General features: G+C 44.7%; 13 protein-coding genes. 9 read left to right on the forward strand and 4 right to left on the reverse strand.

Annotated features, from left to right (window positions below):
- The first annotated feature begins 360 nt into the window (after positions 1 to 360).
- From K0625_RS01435 to K0625_RS01455, 5 genes are all read left to right on the forward strand, one after another.
- The gene (locus tag K0625_RS01435; protein ID WP_220108022.1) at positions 361 to 2,586 is read left to right on the forward strand and encodes an OmcA/MtrC family decaheme c-type cytochrome; all 2,226 of its coding nucleotides are present in this window, start codon (positions 361 to 363) and stop codon (positions 2,584 to 2,586) included.
- Positions 2,587 to 2,948: 362 nt separating this feature from the next.
- On the forward strand, positions 2,949 to 4,949 hold the full coding sequence (locus K0625_RS01440; protein ID WP_220108023.1) for an OmcA/MtrC family decaheme c-type cytochrome: 2,001 nt from the start codon (positions 2,949 to 2,951) through the stop codon (positions 4,947 to 4,949).
- 76 nt (positions 4,950 to 5,025) lie between these two features.
- Entirely contained in the window at positions 5,026 to 6,027 is a 1,002-nt protein-coding gene (locus tag K0625_RS01445) for a DmsE family decaheme c-type cytochrome (protein ID WP_220108024.1), read from the forward strand.
- A gap of 15 nt (positions 6,028 to 6,042) precedes the next feature.
- Positions 6,043 to 8,139, forward strand: a complete 2,097-nt coding sequence (locus tag K0625_RS01450; RefSeq protein WP_220108025.1) for an MtrB/PioB family decaheme-associated outer membrane protein — start codon at positions 6,043 to 6,045, stop codon at positions 8,137 to 8,139.
- Positions 8,140 to 8,263: 124 nt separating this feature from the next.
- Entirely contained in the window at positions 8,264 to 8,896 is a 633-nt protein-coding gene (locus K0625_RS01455) for a uracil-DNA glycosylase family protein (protein ID WP_220108026.1), read from the forward strand.
- Positions 8,897 to 8,948: 52 nt separating this feature from the next.
- On the opposite strand, the gene K0625_RS01460 is transcribed toward K0625_RS01455, so the two are convergent.
- Positions 8,949 to 10,445: a M4 family metallopeptidase gene (locus K0625_RS01460; RefSeq protein WP_220108027.1), complete on the reverse strand. Its 1,497-nt coding sequence runs from the start codon at positions 10,443 to 10,445 to the stop codon at positions 8,949 to 8,951.
- A gap of 222 nt (positions 10,446 to 10,667) precedes the next feature.
- Here K0625_RS01460 and K0625_RS01465 point away from each other — a divergent pair, with 222 nt between their 5' ends.
- The 4 genes from K0625_RS01465 to K0625_RS01480 all read left to right on the forward strand — a co-directional run bounded on the left by K0625_RS01465 (position 10,668) and on the right by K0625_RS01480 (position 15,267).
- Positions 10,668 to 11,669: a sensor domain-containing diguanylate cyclase gene (locus tag K0625_RS01465; protein WP_333473827.1), complete on the forward strand. Its 1,002-nt coding sequence runs from the start codon at positions 10,668 to 10,670 to the stop codon at positions 11,667 to 11,669.
- Between the two features lie 158 nt (positions 11,670 to 11,827).
- Complete coding sequence (locus K0625_RS01470) at positions 11,828 to 12,976, forward strand: sugar diacid recognition domain-containing protein (protein WP_220108028.1); 1,149 nt, start codon at positions 11,828 to 11,830, stop codon at positions 12,974 to 12,976.
- 170 nt (positions 12,977 to 13,146) lie between these two features.
- Positions 13,147 to 14,133, forward strand: coding sequence for a GGDEF domain-containing protein (locus K0625_RS01475; protein WP_220108029.1), 987 nt, complete (start codon positions 13,147 to 13,149; stop codon positions 14,131 to 14,133).
- A gap of 69 nt (positions 14,134 to 14,202) precedes the next feature.
- Positions 14,203 to 15,267 (forward strand): transglycosylase SLT domain-containing protein, encoded by a 1,065-nt coding sequence (locus K0625_RS01480; protein WP_220108030.1) that lies wholly within the window; start codon positions 14,203 to 14,205, stop codon positions 15,265 to 15,267.
- Positions 15,268 to 15,286: 19 nt separating this feature from the next.
- On the opposite strand, the gene K0625_RS01485 is transcribed toward K0625_RS01480, so the two are convergent.
- Genes K0625_RS01485 through K0625_RS01495 form a run of 3 tightly spaced genes read right to left on the reverse strand, consistent with a single transcriptional unit; the run spans position 15,287 to position 18,022 of the window.
- Positions 15,287 to 16,255, reverse strand: coding sequence for an OmpA family protein (locus tag K0625_RS01485; RefSeq protein ID WP_220108031.1), 969 nt, complete (start codon positions 16,253 to 16,255; stop codon positions 15,287 to 15,289).
- A gap of 8 nt (positions 16,256 to 16,263) precedes the next feature.
- Positions 16,264 to 17,301, reverse strand: a complete 1,038-nt coding sequence (locus tag K0625_RS01490; protein WP_220108032.1) for a hypothetical protein — start codon at positions 17,299 to 17,301, stop codon at positions 16,264 to 16,266.
- A 1-nt stretch (position 17,302) separates the two neighbouring features.
- The gene (locus K0625_RS01495; protein WP_220108033.1) at positions 17,303 to 18,022 is read right to left on the reverse strand and encodes a hypothetical protein; all 720 of its coding nucleotides are present in this window, start codon (positions 18,020 to 18,022) and stop codon (positions 17,303 to 17,305) included.
- Position 18,023: the final 1 nt, after the last annotated feature.

Below are 18,023 nucleotides of genomic sequence, written 5' to 3' on the forward strand. Positions count from 1 at the left end.
CTTTTCTCAATCATCGCCTTTTACCTATTAATCACACAAGCTTGTTAAAACAGGGTCACAAGAGTATTAAAAAGTGGAATAACTCGGTAACCATCTCCACTTTATTCGTCTACCTAAATATAAAACATCACAGAAACGCCCCTCAAACATCTACCCCTAAAGAAATAGTCAGACCTAACTCACATAAAGCGGTTAAAACACCTGCTAAATGCTTCGCGCTTAGATAGCCTATAGGTGGAAATTAATTCCACACACTAATCTATTGATTAATAAGGATTTGAGAATAAGAATCACTCTTATCTCAGGCCGAGCTAAATTAGCTATGATTAGTGATGATTAAAACTATTGCAGGGAATAATCATGATGAAACAGTTCAATTTTAATGCAGCAACAAAAGCTGTGTTAGGTGCAGGACTTCTCTCTTTTGCTCTTATCGGTTGCGGCAGCGACGGTGACGATGGCACAAACGGAGAAGATGGTATTATCGGTGTTAACATCGATTCAGCAAAAAGTGTCAATGCCGTTTTTACAAGCGCTAAAGTAGAAAATGGTGCCGTATTCGTAGACTTTAAACTGGAAGATGGCAATGGCGTCGCGGTATTAGGCTTGACCAAAGATCATGATCTACGCTTTGGTATCGCTCAACTCACCCATGAAGTGCGCACTTTTGGTGAAGGCGATGAAGCTGTTGAGTTCGATCGTGGCTTCCAGTGGCAAGCGTATATCAACGCAGAAAAGACACCAAATGAAGACTGGATCCCAGATGGCGAAACTAACATCAATCCATCAAATCAATTCCAAGCTAACGTAGAGAAAGCGTCTAGCTGTGAAACCTGTTTTGTTGATAATAAAGACGGCACATACAGCTATACTTTCCAACAAAACGTCTCAAGCGTCACTTCTCCTGTAGAGGTTGTTTACAGCGCTGAGAATACACAACGTGCCACACTGGAACTTGAGCTACCCTCTTTTGCAGTCAATGCCCACTTTGACTGGCAACCATCTACCGGCTTAACTGAAGATATTCAAAGCCGTGATGTGGTTTCTATCGATGCATGTTACACCTGTCACCAGCCTGATAGCATAGCATTCCACGGCGGACGTCGTATCGATCTTGAAAACTGTGCCTCTTGCCATACTGGCACCTCTGGCGATCCTGAAACAGGTAACAGTGTAGATTTCACCTATATGATCCATGCGATCCATAAGGGTGATGCTCGTACTACTTATGCACCAGACTCACCAGACGCTGATGAGAAAGGTAATATTCCTGCACCATACAAGGTGATTGGATATGGTGGTGGCGTACACGATTATGGCAAGGTGATGTATCCACAAAAGCCAGCTGCTGATTGTGCCGCTTGTCACGTTACAGGTGAGAACGCCCCAGCTGATGCTGAGTTGTTCCTTGCTAACCAAAGCAATACAGCTTGCATCGCCTGTCACACCACTATGCCGAAAGCCTATCATGACCCAAGCGATGAAAACTGCATCTCTTGTCATATCGAAGAGGGTTACGCACGTAGTGGCGCAGAAGCTCATGGCGATGCGACTAAGCGTTACAAGGCAAGCCAAGACTATTCAGCTAAATTTAGCAATATCAAAGTTACAGGCGATGTGTTGACTTTCGATGTACAAATTCTAAATGAGAAAGGCGAAGCGGTTGCTAAAGAGTTCATTGCTAACCCAAGCAAACACACTAAATCAAGCATCTACTTCTCTTGGGATACCGATAAGGATTACCCAGCGTACACTGATGGCACTAAATACAGTGCACGTAGTTTCGCGCTATTAAACCCTGACGTATCGACCTACAACTCAGCCACAAAAACATTCACCATTGATAGCACCAATAGCGCACTTGAGCTTCCAGCTGAGCTAAATGGTAAGAGTGTTGAGCTATTTGCTGGTGTTGCAACTTGCTTCAAAGCCGGTGGTTATGGTCGTCCAACAGTTGAGCCTACTGCTTGTCAATATGATGAAACCGATCCAACTAAACTTCTAACTGACGCAGCTTATATCCAAGATGCTCCGTTAGGCTTTACTTGGAATGATACTGACACCAGTGAGCCTGCAAAAGCTCGTCGTGATATTATCGACAGCAGCAAGTGTATGGGATGTCACAATCAAGAGATCGTTCACTATGACAACGGCGTGAACTGTCAAACATGTCACACTCCAGATAAAGGCCTCAATAAATGGGGCGGCAATGCACCAACTAGCTTCGCTTATAAAGCTCACCATGCAGAAGGCCACTACCTGAAGTATGCTGGTGTTGGTTCAAGTACTGTTGTGAAGACAGACTGTAAAACATGTCACACAGACAGCGGTATCGAGCTAGGTCGTTCTCCTGAGCGTGCATGGCGTTACGGTGATGCTGACGGTAATGATATCTGGGTATCATCCGATGCTGGTGCATGTTTAAGCTGTCACCAGAAGTACTTAAGTGACTCAGGCAAGGCACACATCACCACTAATGGTGGTATCTTAGATGGTGTTAATGCTGAAGATGTACAAAACCGTGCTAAAGAAGCTTGCTCTACTTGTCACTCTCCAGAGAAAGTGATGCAGTTACACGGACACTAATTGACTAAGGTGGATGGGACAACTCCCATCCATCAATATTCAATTCACCGAAAGGGAGGCTTAGCCTCCCTTTGTTATATTAAGCTCCTCCATATTCAAATAATTAATTTCAATTATTTCCCGTTCTCAACTTGCCTTTAGTCGCTCCACCTACTACCCCTTTATAAATAGACGGATCTTGGTCACACATTAGCATGCGTCTTGCAGATTTTATGCGCTCATTACGTTAGCCTTTGATTGGGGATTTTTGTTTCCAGCATTGGCTTAAGTAGCACATTTATAATGAAAAACATGCAAATGATAATCAGTATCGTTTTTCGCCCAGAGCACATAAGTCGATGTCAAACCTATGCAGGGAAAAAATGATGAACGTACAAAATAATAAATTTGCGCTGCTTCTCGCAGCAAGCGCCGTGTCTATGGCCTTAACCGGTTGTGGCGGCAGTGATGGCAATGATGGCGACAACGGCAAGCCAGGTGGCCCAGCAGCTGAAGTGGTTAATGTCTTAAACCTTGATGTCACAAAAGTGACCTACCAAGATGGCAACCCATCAATCACGGTTTTCGCAACCAATGAAGAAGATTTACCTGTCGTTGGGCTAACAGCCCTAGAAGTTAAAGCGGTTGCTCAGCTTCTCCCTCAAGGCGCTACAGGCGCCGGTGATAGTGCTCAATGGCAAAAAACAGGGTCAGAGAAGGTCTTTGTCGATCACAAGAACGGGAACTACACCTTCGATATAGCCTTAGAGGGTTACAACCCGGAGCTAACACAAAGATACAATGTCATAGCCAGTGCATCGACACTGCAAGATGGCGTCACCACTGTGCCACGCACAGAGCTCTCTGAAGATTTCTCTGGTGACGGTTACCAAGCGCTATATACCAAAGATATTGTCTCCACCCAAACCTGTAATACCTGTCACGCTGAGGGAGAGAAGATCTACCACGGCTACACATCGGCAGAGACTTGTGCCTCTTGCCACACCCAAGAGTGGGCAGAAGGTCGCGGTAAGCCAGAAGTCGCTTTCACACATATGGTTCATAACGTCCATAACTCAGCGAAAGGCTACAAGGCTGACAGAACGACAGGCGAATTTACCAAAGACGCTAAAAAAGCCCACGCCCTGTTACAAGACAACTGTAAAACGTGTCACGTAGCACCTGAAGATGACAGCGATGAGTTAAGTGAATGGGGTAACTGGTCACGCGTTCCAACCATGGAAACTTGTACTAGCTGTCACGTCAATATCGACTTTGAAGCTGGTAAAGGTCACTCTCAACAAGATGACAACTCAAACTGTATCGCTTGTCACAACGCAACTTGGACTGAAGAGCTGCACACTGACGGTTTTGCACAGAAAAAAGCCTTTGTTGGCCAGTATGGTATGGACGCATCACTAAGTGCTGTAGCGACCGATACCGGCAGTGACACCACCTTAAGTGTCACCATCACCAATGCTGAAGGCATCGCTCTCGATGCAAGCGCACTAGTTGCCAACATCCAGCAGCTTGAAACCATCACTAACGTTGGCCCTAACTTCCCAATTATGGGTTATAACCCTAATCCAGCAGGGTTAAAGAAAGTGGCTATCGATTTCGTTAAGGCTGGTATTTTAGACGCCAATGTTGAGATTGTAGATGGCAAATTTGTCACCGTTATCAAAGATCTTCCATATGGTGCAGGAGATACAGACACCGCCTTTAGCTTTGTCGGCTTAGCACTGTGTAACGACGGTTCTGACCTAGTTGCTTGTGGTGAAGGCGTTGAAAGTACAGGCATGAAGGCTGAACTTGCTCACGGCACCCTATCAGGTGAAGCGCCAAGCGTTCGTCATACAGACACGGTTGAGTTTACTGCATGTGAAAGCTGTCATGGTACAGAGTGGGAGATACATAAAGGCTACCACCCTGGTTTTGTGATGACAGAGCAACTTGGTCGCGTCAATGAAGCTGGTGAGATGGTTGTTGGTATCGACGGCTGTGCAAGCTGTCACACTCCTGACGGTACTTACGCTTCAGGCAAAAACCTAGGTGCAATCGAGATGAAACTGCACAAGGTACACAGCCAAGGCGACTACGGTGCTATTCCTGGCATGAACTGTAGCCAGTGTCACTCAGACTTTAAGCAAGAAGCCTTTGCTAAAAAAGGTGCACTTGCAACCGATGGTGGCTACACAACACCAATCGCGGCTACGTGTTACTCATGTCACAGCTACAGCGGTGACAAGTTTAAGAATCACGTTGAGAGCCAAGGTGCTAAAGTCAATGCTGACTACACTGTCGCTAATGAAGCTGCTCAGTTAGAAACCTGCTTTATGTGCCACAACCCAAGCATCAATGATCACACTTCGGTGAAGATGTAATTTGCCATTTTGAGTTAGAACCTGGGGGAGCCTCTCCCCCACTTTCTCCAAAGTATGCAAATTCAGGAAATCTATTATGAAGATCATAAAAACAATGAAAAAATTATCTACAGGCGTGCTGCCGGCACTGATGGTTTCAGCCATCTTGTCACTGGGTTTCGCCACATCTGCAACCGCTTCTAAGTGGGATGCGAAGATGACACCAGATGAAGTCGAAGCCACACTTGATAAGAAGTTTGCCGAAGGTAAATACTCACCTAAGGGTGCAGACTCCTGTTTGATGTGTCACCGCCGCTCTGAAAAAGTGATGGATATTTTCAAGGGTGTCCATGGCGCTATCGATTCAAGCAAGAGCCCGATGGCTGGCCTGCAGTGTGAGTCATGCCATGGCCCTCAGGGTAAGCATAACAAGGGCGGCAACGAGCCGATGATCGCCTTCGGTCCACAGTCAACTCTTTCTGCTGAAAAGCAAAACAGCGTCTGCATGAGCTGTCACCAGGATGATAAGCGCATGGCATGGAATGGTGGTCACCATGACAATGCTGATGTTGCCTGCGCCTCTTGTCACTCAGTCCATACAGAAAAAGATCCAGTTCTGTCTAAAAACACTGAGATGGAAGTGTGTACTAGCTGCCACACTAAACAGAAAGCGGACATGAACAAGCGCTCTAGCCACCCAATGAAATGGAACCAGATGGTGTGTAGCGATTGCCACAACCCACACGGCACCATGAGCGACGCAGATCTCGTCAAGCCTAGCGTGAATGAAACCTGCTACTCATGTCATGCAGAGAAGCGTGGCCCAAAGCTGTGGGAACATGCACCCGTCACTGAAGATTGTGTCACCTGTCACAACCCTCACGGCAGTGTAAACGATGCCATGTTAAAGACACGCGCACCACAACTATGTCAGCAATGCCATGCAAGCGATGGTCACGCAAGTAACGCTTACCTAGGTAATACAAGCCAAGGTGCTAGTGTCGGCGGAAATGCTTTCACAGGCGGCCGTAGTTGTTTGAATTGTCATAACCAGATCCATGGTTCAAACCACCCATCTGGCAAGCTATTTCAGCGCTAAAAAGGAGTCGAGAAGATGAAATTCAAATTAAATTTAGTCACGCTCGCCCTACTTGCTAATGCTGGCATTGCCAGCACTGCAATGGCTGCTGGAGGCTATGGCCTGCAAAATGCCAATACAGATAAGGTGAAGTTTGATAAGTGGGACTGTAAGCGCTGTGTGGTTGAAACCGGCGTTAACGGCACCGTTGGTGTGGGCGTGGGTTATAACGATAGTGATGATATTCGTTCTGCCAATGCTTTTGCTGCTGAAAATGAGTTTACAGGTAAGGTCGATGCTGATCTCACTTATGTAGGCAAAAGCGGCTACCGTGCCACTGTCGAAGCTGACAACCTAGGCATGGAAAACGGTCGGTTAGATATCAATGCGGGTAAAGTAGGTCAATACAATTTGAACTTGAACTATCGTCAAATTGCGACCTATAAAACCGACAGTGCCATGAGCCCATACTTGGGCATCGGCGGCGATGACCTAACCTTGCCAGATAATTGGCAAACGGCGGGCTCTAGTCAGGATATGAGCGAGCTATATAACAGCTTAAACCCACTTGAGCTGTCGCTAAAGCGTAAGCATGCGGGCCTAGGCTTTGCCTACCAAGGTGAGGAGTTATGGAGCACCTACGTTAACTATCAGCGTGAAGATAAAACCGGACTCAAGCAAGCTTCTGGCAGCTTCTTCAATCAGTCAATGATGTTAGCAGAGCCTGTTGACTACACCACTGACACTATTGAAGCTGGCGTCAAACTAAAAGGCGATAACTGGTTTACCGCTATCAACTATAACGGCTCCGTCTTTAAGAACGCTTATAGTCAATTGGGTTTCGACAATGCATTTAACCCAACTTTTGGTGCGGCAACACACGGCTATATGTCTCTTGATCCAGATAATGAAGCCCACACAGTGTCATTGATGGGTCAGATGAATCTTAGTCAAACCATCATGAGCGCACGTGTTCATTATGGTCAGATGACACAAGATCAAGCCTTTGTCACCTCAGGTTACGGCTACCAAGTGCCAACTGAATCTCTTGATGGCAAAGTTGATATAACTGGGGTTAATCTAAAGTTAGTCTCACGCATCAGTCGAAGCGTACGCGTTAACGCCAGCTACGATTACTCAGATCGTGATAACAAGACCAACATCGAAGAGTGGACTCAGATCAGCATCAATGACGTTAACGGCCAAGTTGCCTATAACACGCCATACGATATCACTACTCAACGCGCTAAGTTAGGTGTTGATTATCGTATCAACCGTGGTATGAAACTTGAGGCCGGTTACGATTACCGTACCGATGAGCGTTCATATCAAGACCGTGAAACCACAGATGAAAACACGCTTTGGACTAAGTTCCGCCTAAGCAGTTTCGAAAACTGGGATATGTGGGTTAAGGGAAGTTACGGTCAACGAGATGGCTCGCAATATCAGGCATCTGAGTGGACATCGAGTGAGTCAAATGATCTGCTACGTAAATATAACTTAGCCGATCGCAAACGCACCATGATTGAAGCTCGTGTCACTCACAACCCTACCGATAGCCTAACGTTAGACTTAGGTACTCGTTATGCAATTGATGACTATGATGAGACTCAGATTGGTTTAACGGAATCAACTGACCTAAGTTATGACGCTAGCGTCACTTATATGCTAAGCGATGACATGACACTGACGGCTTTCTACAACCGTCAAAACATCGAGTCAGAACAGGCTGGCAGTAGCAGTTTCTCTGCGCCAACTTGGACTGGTGTCGTTGAAGATCAAGTCGACGTGATAGGTGCAGGCTGGAGCTACAATAATCTGATGGAGAAGAAACTGCGTCTTGGCGTAGATTACACTTACTCAAATTCAGACAGTAATACTCAAGTCACTCAAGGTATCACAGGTGACTACGGCGATTACTACGCTAAGGTCCACAACGTCAATATCTATGGTCAATACCAAGCCACTGAAAAGATGGCGCTGCGTGTAGACTATAAGATGGAGAAGTATGAAGATAACGATGCTGGCAATGATATCGCGCCAGACGGGATCTGGAATGTAGTCGGTTTTGGCTCTAACAGTCACGATTATAACGCTCACTTAATCATGTTAAGTATGAGCTACCGCTTGTAAGCTTCGAGCTTCGAGCTTCGAGCTTCGAAAAAAGGCTAGATCCCATATCCACGGGTTCTAGCCTTTTCTTTTGGTAAAGATATACTGGTGTTATCACTCCATTAAGCATTTAGCTGCAGATATAATGAGTACAGATAACCTTACCAATTTAATCAGTCAAGTTTCCGCCTGTCAGCTTTGTCAGAAAGAACTTCCCCTGCCGACTAAACCCATTATTCAACTCTCAAGTAAATCTAAAATCTTAATTGTAGGCCAAGCGCCAGGGATAAGGGCTCATGATAATGGCCGCGCATTTAGTGACCCCAGTGGAGAGAGGTTGAGATTGTGGTTGGGGGTCAGTGATGAGCAGTTCTACGACCCTAGTCTGTTTGCTATCTTACCTATGGGGTTCTGCTTCCCGGGAACTATCGTACATAACGGCAAAAAAAGTGGTGATAAACCGCCCCTAAAAAGGTGTGCAGTCACTTGGCGTGAAGCACTACTTAGTCAATTACCTCAAGTAGAACTGACCATTATTCTCGGTCAATATGCCATCGACTATCATCTGGGAAAGTCGGCAGAGGGTAAGAAACTCAACGTAACCCAAGCCATCTCCCAATGGCAAAAGTACTGGCCAGAATATATGGTGTTGCCCCACCCCAGCCCCAGAAATAACCTATTTTTGAAGAAACATCCTGAGTGCGAATCTACTCTTTTACCGGCACTTAAAGCTCGAATTGCAACGCTCATGACCACCAATAAAAGCGACGAAGCATAGACAAAAAAAAAGCCCACACTTATGTGTAGGCTTTAGATTTCAATTTATAGAACTAATAGCTCACACAAGATGTACTGACATAAGCAAACGCTTCAGTCACATCCGCCACTGAATAGCCAAGATCCCTTGCCGCGCTCTCAGCACCGCATGCAGCATCTTTAAAATCACTTGTCGCAGTCCAATAGAGTTGGTTGGCTAATACAAATACATCAAAAGATTTGCGCGTATCCCATCCAGTCTTATTAGATAGAAGGTAAAATGCTCGGTTAAATACACCTGAAGAGTAGTGAACATCCATCCCGTCTGTATAATAAGATGCATCTCCAATAGAGTTACCGTCTTGGGTAGGATCATCCATATAACGCAATGCACCACTGCCTTTAACTATGTCATACCCCACCTTCCAGTCGTTACTGCCGCGCATATAAAACTCAGCAGCCTCACCGGCCATATCAGAAAAAGCTTCATTAATTCCGCCAGATTGACCACTGTACTCCAGACCCGAGTTTTGCTCTGTAAATCCATGGCTTACCTCATGAGCCGACACATCTAGGCTCACCAAAGGGTAAAAATAACTGTCGCCATCACCGAAAGACATCGCTCTTCCATCCCAGAAGGCATTTTCATATCTACGGCCGTAGTGCACACGCATCTCTAACTGAAAGGTTAGAGGAGCAGTTTGATACCAATCTTGATACATATTAAAGATAACATTACCAAAGTAGTGAGCATCGTTTAACGGGGAATAAGCATCATTGGTTGTCTTATAGCTGTTTTCAGGACAAGTAAAGGTGAATGTATTTCCCCCTCGTGTCTTGCTCTTCATGTTGATGGTCTTAACATTGTCGTTCACCATGGAACAGGTGCCACCTGACTCCTGTACGGCTAAGGAGCCAAAATCACTGCCATAATAGTATCGGCCAACTTTAGCGTTTCCTCCTGGCCCACTGGCATCATAGGGAACTGGTGTGCCGCCATTGCCTCCACCCGGTTTACCTTTACCATTTTTAGCCGTCATTAGCTCATTCCAGTGACGAATAACTGCACCACTGTTGGCATCAACTAAACCTGCTGGACGTGATATCGTGTCGCCTTTGTCACTCAGATATGACACCCGATAAGCTAAACGGGGAGTCTCGTCCTGCATCAAGACCACCAGCTCAACCTCTTTTTGACCCGAAGCTGCAGAACCTTGATATAGCTTATTGAGTGATGCAATCGCCTGACCTCGAGTGATCCCAGCTTGAACAGAAAAATCATCATCAATTTGAGCTAAGCGACCGGAAGCTATATTTGACTCACCATCGGCTTCAACCACCAAATGATGGCCATAGACAGGCACGCCGTTGAATATCTGCTTTTGCTTACTTTTTTGAGTCCCTTTTGCAGTTTTAACAGAGAGGGTCTTTTCAAATTGGTTAAGTTGACTCACACCAGCAGCATGATGAATCGATTGACTCTTATTAAATTTAAACTCAGCTGCTTGTAGATGAAACGAACTTGCCACACACACAGTGATTAAAGTTGGAACTAACCTAGGTATTTTCATTATTATGTCCTGTTTGGATGTCGGATACTAAATAAACGGCATTCAGTGGACACATATTGTCACATTTTTAACAAGATCGAAACTTTCATCTTTAAATACAGGATTGTTTAGATAAAAACACTACCAAAGGCGCTCCGCGGCTTGATAAAACAGAGAAGAAGAAACAAGACCTCCTCCAATTAGCTAAGCTTAAACCACCCACTAAAGATCATAGGTTAGCTTGTGAGCCGTCAAGTAACGACACCTATTACCCACTATCGAAATAGATCTTTACTCGATCTGGAGATAGATGAGGTAAATTGGCAAAGGTGGCAGAGACTAGTCAATGTTATCGCAGAGATATTTAATGCACCTGCGTCCTATATCAATCAAGCCAATCAAAAAGGGATCCAGATCCTTGTCGCTTCACAAAAAACAGAAACCATATACAAACCAGGCAGTAGCACATCAGGAGGAGATATCTACTGTGATTATGTCGCGACTCACGCCAAAGAGCTTTATGTCAAAGATGCGAGACTCGATCCACAGTGGTTAGCGAATCCAGAATTTACTCGAGACAAATACCTCTCATATCTGGGGTTACCTATCCTTTGGTCCGACGGCAGTGTATTTGGCACCCTCTGTCTGTTTGATACACAAGTCACCGATTACCCAGCAAGCTTTATCAATGCACTTAGAGTAATAAAAGAGGTAATAGAAACCGATCTTTGCTACCTAGAAACCCATAAGCAGCTGCTGACACTAAGCTACACCGACCCTTTGACTCAGATTTATAATCGGCTAGGTTTCACTGAAATTTTACATAACACCCAAGATCTAGCCAAAAGACTAAATCGTCAACTCATACTATTATTTTTCGATCTCGATGAGTTCAAAGCAGCCAATGACAACTTAGGTCATGATGTCGGAGATCTTATGCTCACTACATTTGCCAGCCAGCTAAAAGCGAGTAGTCGTGGCAGTGATCTCGTCGCCCGCTGGGGAGGAGATGAGTTCGTCGTGGTTCTTCATGCTGAGAGCGAAAACAGTATTGAGATATTTATCAGCAGATTAGATCAAACGCTAAACCAAGATAGCCACCAACCCCAAATAAACATACCAAAAATAAAATACTCCTTCGGCTATGTAATTATCACCCCAGATGATAAACGCGACTTAACAAGCTTACTCGCTATCGCAGACAAAAAGATGTATCAAAATAAACAGGGGAAAAAACATCTGTAATATATAAATAGCCCCATAAAACCAAGTTACATCTTGATAGAAACAGTTCTCTGAATAGCGACTCTTTGCTCCAAACAGGCTTTACTAAACTTTGTTATACCTCATAGTCCATATGCCTAAAATCCTTTAAGCTAAATGAAACTTTTAGGGGAATGCCAGTGTACTTTCTTGACCCAAGCTTGGCTCAGCAGATTGTTGAACGCACGATGAAGATCATCGTTCACAATATCAATGTGATGAACGCTCAAGGTGTGATCTTAGGCTCTGGCGAAGGCCATAGAATAGGCTCAACCCATGAGGGGGCACTACTCGCCATTAGCCAAAACAGAACTGTCGAGATAAATGCGGCAAGTGCTGATACTCTCCACGGCGTCAAGGCGGGCATTAACTTACCCTTGCACCATCAAGGGGAGATCATTGGCGTTATTGGTATTACCGGCGACCCCAAGCGCTTAAACAGTTATGGAGAGCTGCTTAAGATGACGGCAGAGTTGATTGTTGAGCAAGCAAACTCTCTTGAGCTAGCCCAGTGGCAATATCGCCAAAAAGAGGAGTTTATTCTTCAACTCATTAAATCCACAGAGGAGCTAACACCACACCTGATTGATTGGGCCTCACAGCTTGGCATCGATATCTATGCGCCCCGCGTCGCCGCCATCATTCAGGTTCAGGGAGATAAAGAGCAGATCTCTGCCAACTCAATCTTAAAGAAGGTGCTTAATCTACTCGAAAGCCCCTCTCGCGGTAATCTGGTTGCCATGACATCAATGACAGAGTTGGTGATCTTAAAACCCGCTTTCCTCAATGGAAAACAGTGGGATCCACAGCTAGAAAGCCAACGTATTGATCAACTTCTCTCTCGTTTACCTCTAGAGATGAACGCCAGATTAAAAATCTCTCTTGGACACTTTTTCGTCAAACCAGCCGATATCTCGCGCTCTTACCAAACCGCAAAAGAGACCTTAGCCTTAGGCATGCAGTTATCACCAGATCAAAACAAATATCTCTATGATGATTACTCCCTACGAGTGCTGCTCTCAACCCTCAAAGATGATTGGCGCGGTGAGGAGTTAGTCACCCCTTTTCAGACATTGATAGATGCTGATAAAAAGGGCCAACTCAATAAAACCTTAACAGCCTACCTTACTCATTTCGGTGATCAGCAAAAATGTGCCAATGCACTGTTTATTCATAGAAACACATTAAGGTACCGCTTGGATAAGATCCAACAGATCACAGGGGTTGATATTCAACAGCTCGATGGACTACTGCAGCTCTATCTCGGACAAGTATTGACGAGCCAATAGATAATACTAATTAGTATAAAAAGCTTCTCACCGACCATAAACTTTAGCAAAGGGTGATTAACAAAACTATTTTTATACTTCCCATGGTGTAATCCTAAGAAGATATTACTCCCAAAAATCATCTCTTAACTAAACTTAATTAAATGTAAGCTGCAGTTAAAGGCTGAGCGGTGAAGAAAAAAGCAGTAAATGTTACCCAACCAGATAACCTCAATTTATCCACATTGAATATTGAAATTGAAGAGGTGGATTGGCATAAGTGGCAAAGGCTCATCAATATTTGTGCCGAGATGTTTGATGCTCCAACCATGATCATTAACCGAGTCACTCCCGAAGGCATTGAGAAGTTTCTCACATCGCAAACATGCAATACACAATTAAACTCAAACCAGTTTAATATGGATCACAATAAGTTTTGTAAAGATGTCATAACCCAAGGTCAAAGGTTGTACGTCAAAGACATTAGAGAAGATTGCAGATATCAAAAGGAGGAGATGCCTTACCTCTCCTACCTTGGACTCCCCATCACTTGGCCGGACGGCAGTATTTTTGGTTCATTAAGCGTGCTCGACACACAAACAACCGATTATCCAGAGGAGTATATTGACGCTCTTAGCGTGATAAAAGAGGTGATTGACAGTGATCTTCGCCACCTCTACAAAGAGGATCAGCTGTTAAAAATGAGTTATACCGATCCCCTGACTCAAATCTATAACCGCCGCGGCTTAATTGACCTACTTCAAAGTACTCAAGACTTAGCACGTAGGCTAAAGCGTCAACTCATCTTAATCTATTTCGACCTCGACAAGTTTAAAACTGCCAATGACAAATATGGCCATGATATGGGAGATAAACTGCTTAACCTTTTTGCCATGAACCTTAAGAAAAATAGCCGCAGCTGCGATCTCGTTGCGCGCTGGGGAGGCGATGAGTTTATTGTCATCATACATGCCGAGGACACCCAATCTATCAACATCTATATTGACCGAATGAATCAACACCTTGCCGATCAAACTTACCTGCCGGAGATCCACTTCTCCTATGGTTACGCTGTGATAAAACCAGATAGCAGCTCAACACTGGCACAACTGCTCTCAACCGCAGATGAGAATATGTATCGCAATAAACAGTTAAAGAGAACAGATCATAAAAAATGACCTTGTTTCACACTATCTCCCTAGCGTATTATCGCCATAATATGAGCGATAAATCACTGTTATAAAACGATGAAGCCGACCCTTCTTGTATGCTTTCCCCTTCTTCTCTCTCCTCTTACCTGCCATGCAGTCCAACTTAGCGACTATGATGCCGATGTTGCAGCCCTGCTACTTGAGTATCAAGGAGATGGTGATGTTGCTGCGTTACTTAGGGAGTATCAGGGAACGACTGCAGGCTCAGCCACGGCAAGGCCATCAGTGCTCACCATCAAGGAGGAGGGGGACGCCAGCACCTATGTGGATTTTGAGCGTGGCATCATCTTAATAGAAACCCCAGACAAAGCTCAGCTGAAAGAAGCTATCGTGCAGGTTCTACTTACTCAAGTAGACCCTAAGCTTATCGACGCAAAAACCGCTCAAGACTTTGGTTTAATCAATAAGGGAAAGAAGCCTTTTTTCTGGGGACAAATACGCGATCATCAAGGAGAAGCAATTGAGTACTCCTGGCGTGCAGAGCGCTTCGCGGATTATCTAATCAAGCATAAGATCAGCCAAGACAGCCGTGTCAGAGTTGCCATACATATGGTAGCCGAACATACCGAAATAGCAGGAGGGAAGTATATTCACTACGCTCAAGCCGCAAGCCAGCGTTATGGAGTGCCAACCGAACTCATCATGGCGATTATGGAAACGGAAAGCTCGTTCAACCCTATGGCCAGATCCCGATCCAACGCCTTAGGCTTAATGCAGGTCAAAGCCAATACCGCGGGGCGTGACTACTTCTCTTTAATTAAGGGCTACAAACACACCCCCTCCTCTGCATACCTCTATGATCCACAAAAAAATATCGATCTCGGCACTGGTTATCTACAGATATTATCAAAACGCTATTTAGCCGGTATTAATCATCCTAAGAAGCTGGAGTATGCCATGATTTCAAGCTACAACGGTGGCAGCGGCAACCTATGGAAAAGTTTAGATCCTCGGGCAAATCGCACTAAAGCGATAGCCCGTATCAATAAAATGAGTGTTAGCGAGTTTTATTGGTTTCTCACTAACAGGCATATCAGGGGAGAGACGCGCAACTACCTAAAAAAGGTCAGCAGTAAACAAAAGAGATATGCTCACCTGTAATAACAATTAGTATAAATATCTACTGCTCAATGCAGATCTCAACTCGTCGGTTCTGTTTTCTCCCTGCTAAGGTGTTATTTGATGCGATAGGATCCGCTTCCCCTCGCCAATTAAGTGCTATGCTCTCAGCCGCCAGCCCTAAAGAGATAAGGTATCTCTTGACTGACTCAGCTCGCCTCTTAGATAACATCAGGTTATAGGATTTTGTACCGACATTATCGGTGTAAGCGGTAACCGTGACCGGCCCATGCTTGTTAACTTCATTGAGCTGCAGCACAAACTCATACAGACTTTGAGTATGATTGAGTCTATCACTGTCGAAACCAAATAGGGTTTCAGCCTCAATTGATATCCGCTTTTTCTCGGCTAGGTGCAGAGGCTTTATCACCTCTCCTCCCTCAACTTGAGCAGTCTTAATAGGCGCTGGTTTGTATGGCTCAGCTCTGCTGACACCAAACCTATAGGTCATCCCTAGAGTAAACTCATAAAGATCGTCATTGGCAGCTGGCGTATCTTGGATCCAACGATAGCCTGTATCTAATTCCCAGTTTGGCGACAGCCGATACCTTACCCCAAGGCCGCTACTAAGCCGTAACTCATCATCGACCCAAGCAGTACCTAGCTTAAAATACAGTGATGCTTCATCAGACAGGTGATAGCCTGTCGAAAGATATGTGGCCATTGAGAACAGCTCATCAGAGTTATCAGACAGCTCTGACTGGTAGCGGCCTAAATAACTCATATCGGCTTCAAGTGCGAGGTGATCATTAAGGTTATAACCAAAAACGATACCCGTAGTGGTATTGACCGGATTATCCTCTTGTTTACTGGCCTGATTGCCTTCTCCATTTAGGTCAAGTAACGCACCACCAAACTTTGCCCCTAAATAAAAGTCACCATCATCATAATAGCCTTTGGCAGATAATGGAGACGAAAAAATGCACAGCATCATAGCGCAGCTTGTTGTTAAGCCTGTTAATTTTTTCATTTGTTGCTTCACAGCAGTACCTCAAACATCACAGTAAAATGGTCGTTATAACGCTTATCTTCAACATCGTTGACCGACACATCTTTAAAGCCCACCTTGAGCATGAATGGGATCATGGTGCTGTTAGGTGCCTCTATCTGCCCCTTTCCCTCATTCACTACGCTGCCATCGATAACCAACTCAGGTGCAGAGCTGCATCCTTGACAGCTGATGTTATAAGGAATGTAGGTTGAGCCCCCCCTATCGGGTTTCAATGTATAGTCGTTGGCATCTTTGTTAATCAGTTTAAATTTAAGACCATTTTGAAAAGAGCCCAGTGCCGAGATCTTAAAGCCTGTTGTGCCGCTGACTGTGTGTTTATAGGTATCATATTCAGGTGTGATATGGCCGTTACCCAACACATTGATACGCTTGATAGTACTTGGGCTATAGTTGATCTGTATCGAAAAGGTCATCGGAATATTACGGTAGGTTTTTACCGTTTCCGATGTTTCTGCAAAGAAGCCATAACTAAATACTGCTGTTACAGTCCCAGAATAGATCCCCTTGGGTTTACCATTAAGCGCCGCTATCAGCCGTGTTTTATCCAGTTCAAATGAAGGCTGATATTTATTAAATGGTGGGCTTGCCTCCTGATAATGAATACTGCTATTTGCGATACAAAAATCGCCCTGCCCCCCACTTCGAACTAAGATAAACTGGCCTAAGTCGGTTCGACTACAGGTTGGATAAGTATCTGAGTAGGGAGATTTCTCGTAACCTTTGAGCGGGTGATAACGTACCCCAGTCAGCTTTAGCGGTACTGAGACCGTATCACTGCCGCTGCTTAACTGAATTTGAAACTGGCTAGGCGTAGTGTAAGTACCGGGCACCCACCTCTTGGTTTCAGGCAAACGCATAGGCTTAAACCAGTAGTTTGGCACAACAGCGTCACCGGCAACATCACGCGCGTTATACCAAGTTAACTCTTCACCCACCAGCTTGCCGCTCATGGTAAAAGCATGGGCATTGAGGCTCAATAAGCAGAGTAATAATAGATAACGCATCTTATTTTCCTCGTCTTAAGGTGATCGCTTCCTTGAAAGATTCATCATGATTTAACACCACTACCTCAAGCTCGCTACGCTGTAGGTCATTAGGCACATGAATATCACGAGTGCGCCCAGCAAGAATGGTAAAGTTGGCTTTGCATAGCGCCTTATCTTGCGCTTGTGTCGACTCTCGGCACTGATCAATTACGATATCAATCATGGTGTTGCCGCTATTCTTGGCCGTAATTGTCTCGCCTTGATACTCAAGTAAGTACTCAACCTGACTCTGTTTAGCTGGCACGATGTAATAGGGAGAGAAGCCAAATAGCATATTAATTTTTGACTGCTCTTTACCTTCAGTGCTGTAGGAAACAGGTTGGATATTGATCTGATAGACCTGATCTCGATCGGTTACGCACTTATCACCACAGATACTTTCTACCTGGATCTCCTTCACCATATTTGGCTCAATAACCAACTTTGATGGCTTAGTTGCTATCCCCCAAGCGTCTAAGTTTGCTCTGGTGTAGGGGGTTTTAATGATCTCATTATCGACAATCTCAACTTTAGAGACTGATGTTTTCAAGAAGTAGGTGATCTCGTCAGTATTATCTAAGGTAAACACCCCAGCTTTACTGTCAGCATTGGTTAACATTAAGCTGCTTATCGCCATAGATTGCGCATCAAATACCGATAACGACAGACAAATAAACAAGATACTTTTTAATGTATTCATA

It is taken from the genome of Shewanella nanhaiensis (assembly GCF_019457885.1).
GTDB classification, from domain to species: domain Bacteria; phylum Pseudomonadota; class Gammaproteobacteria; order Enterobacterales; family Shewanellaceae; genus Shewanella; species Shewanella nanhaiensis.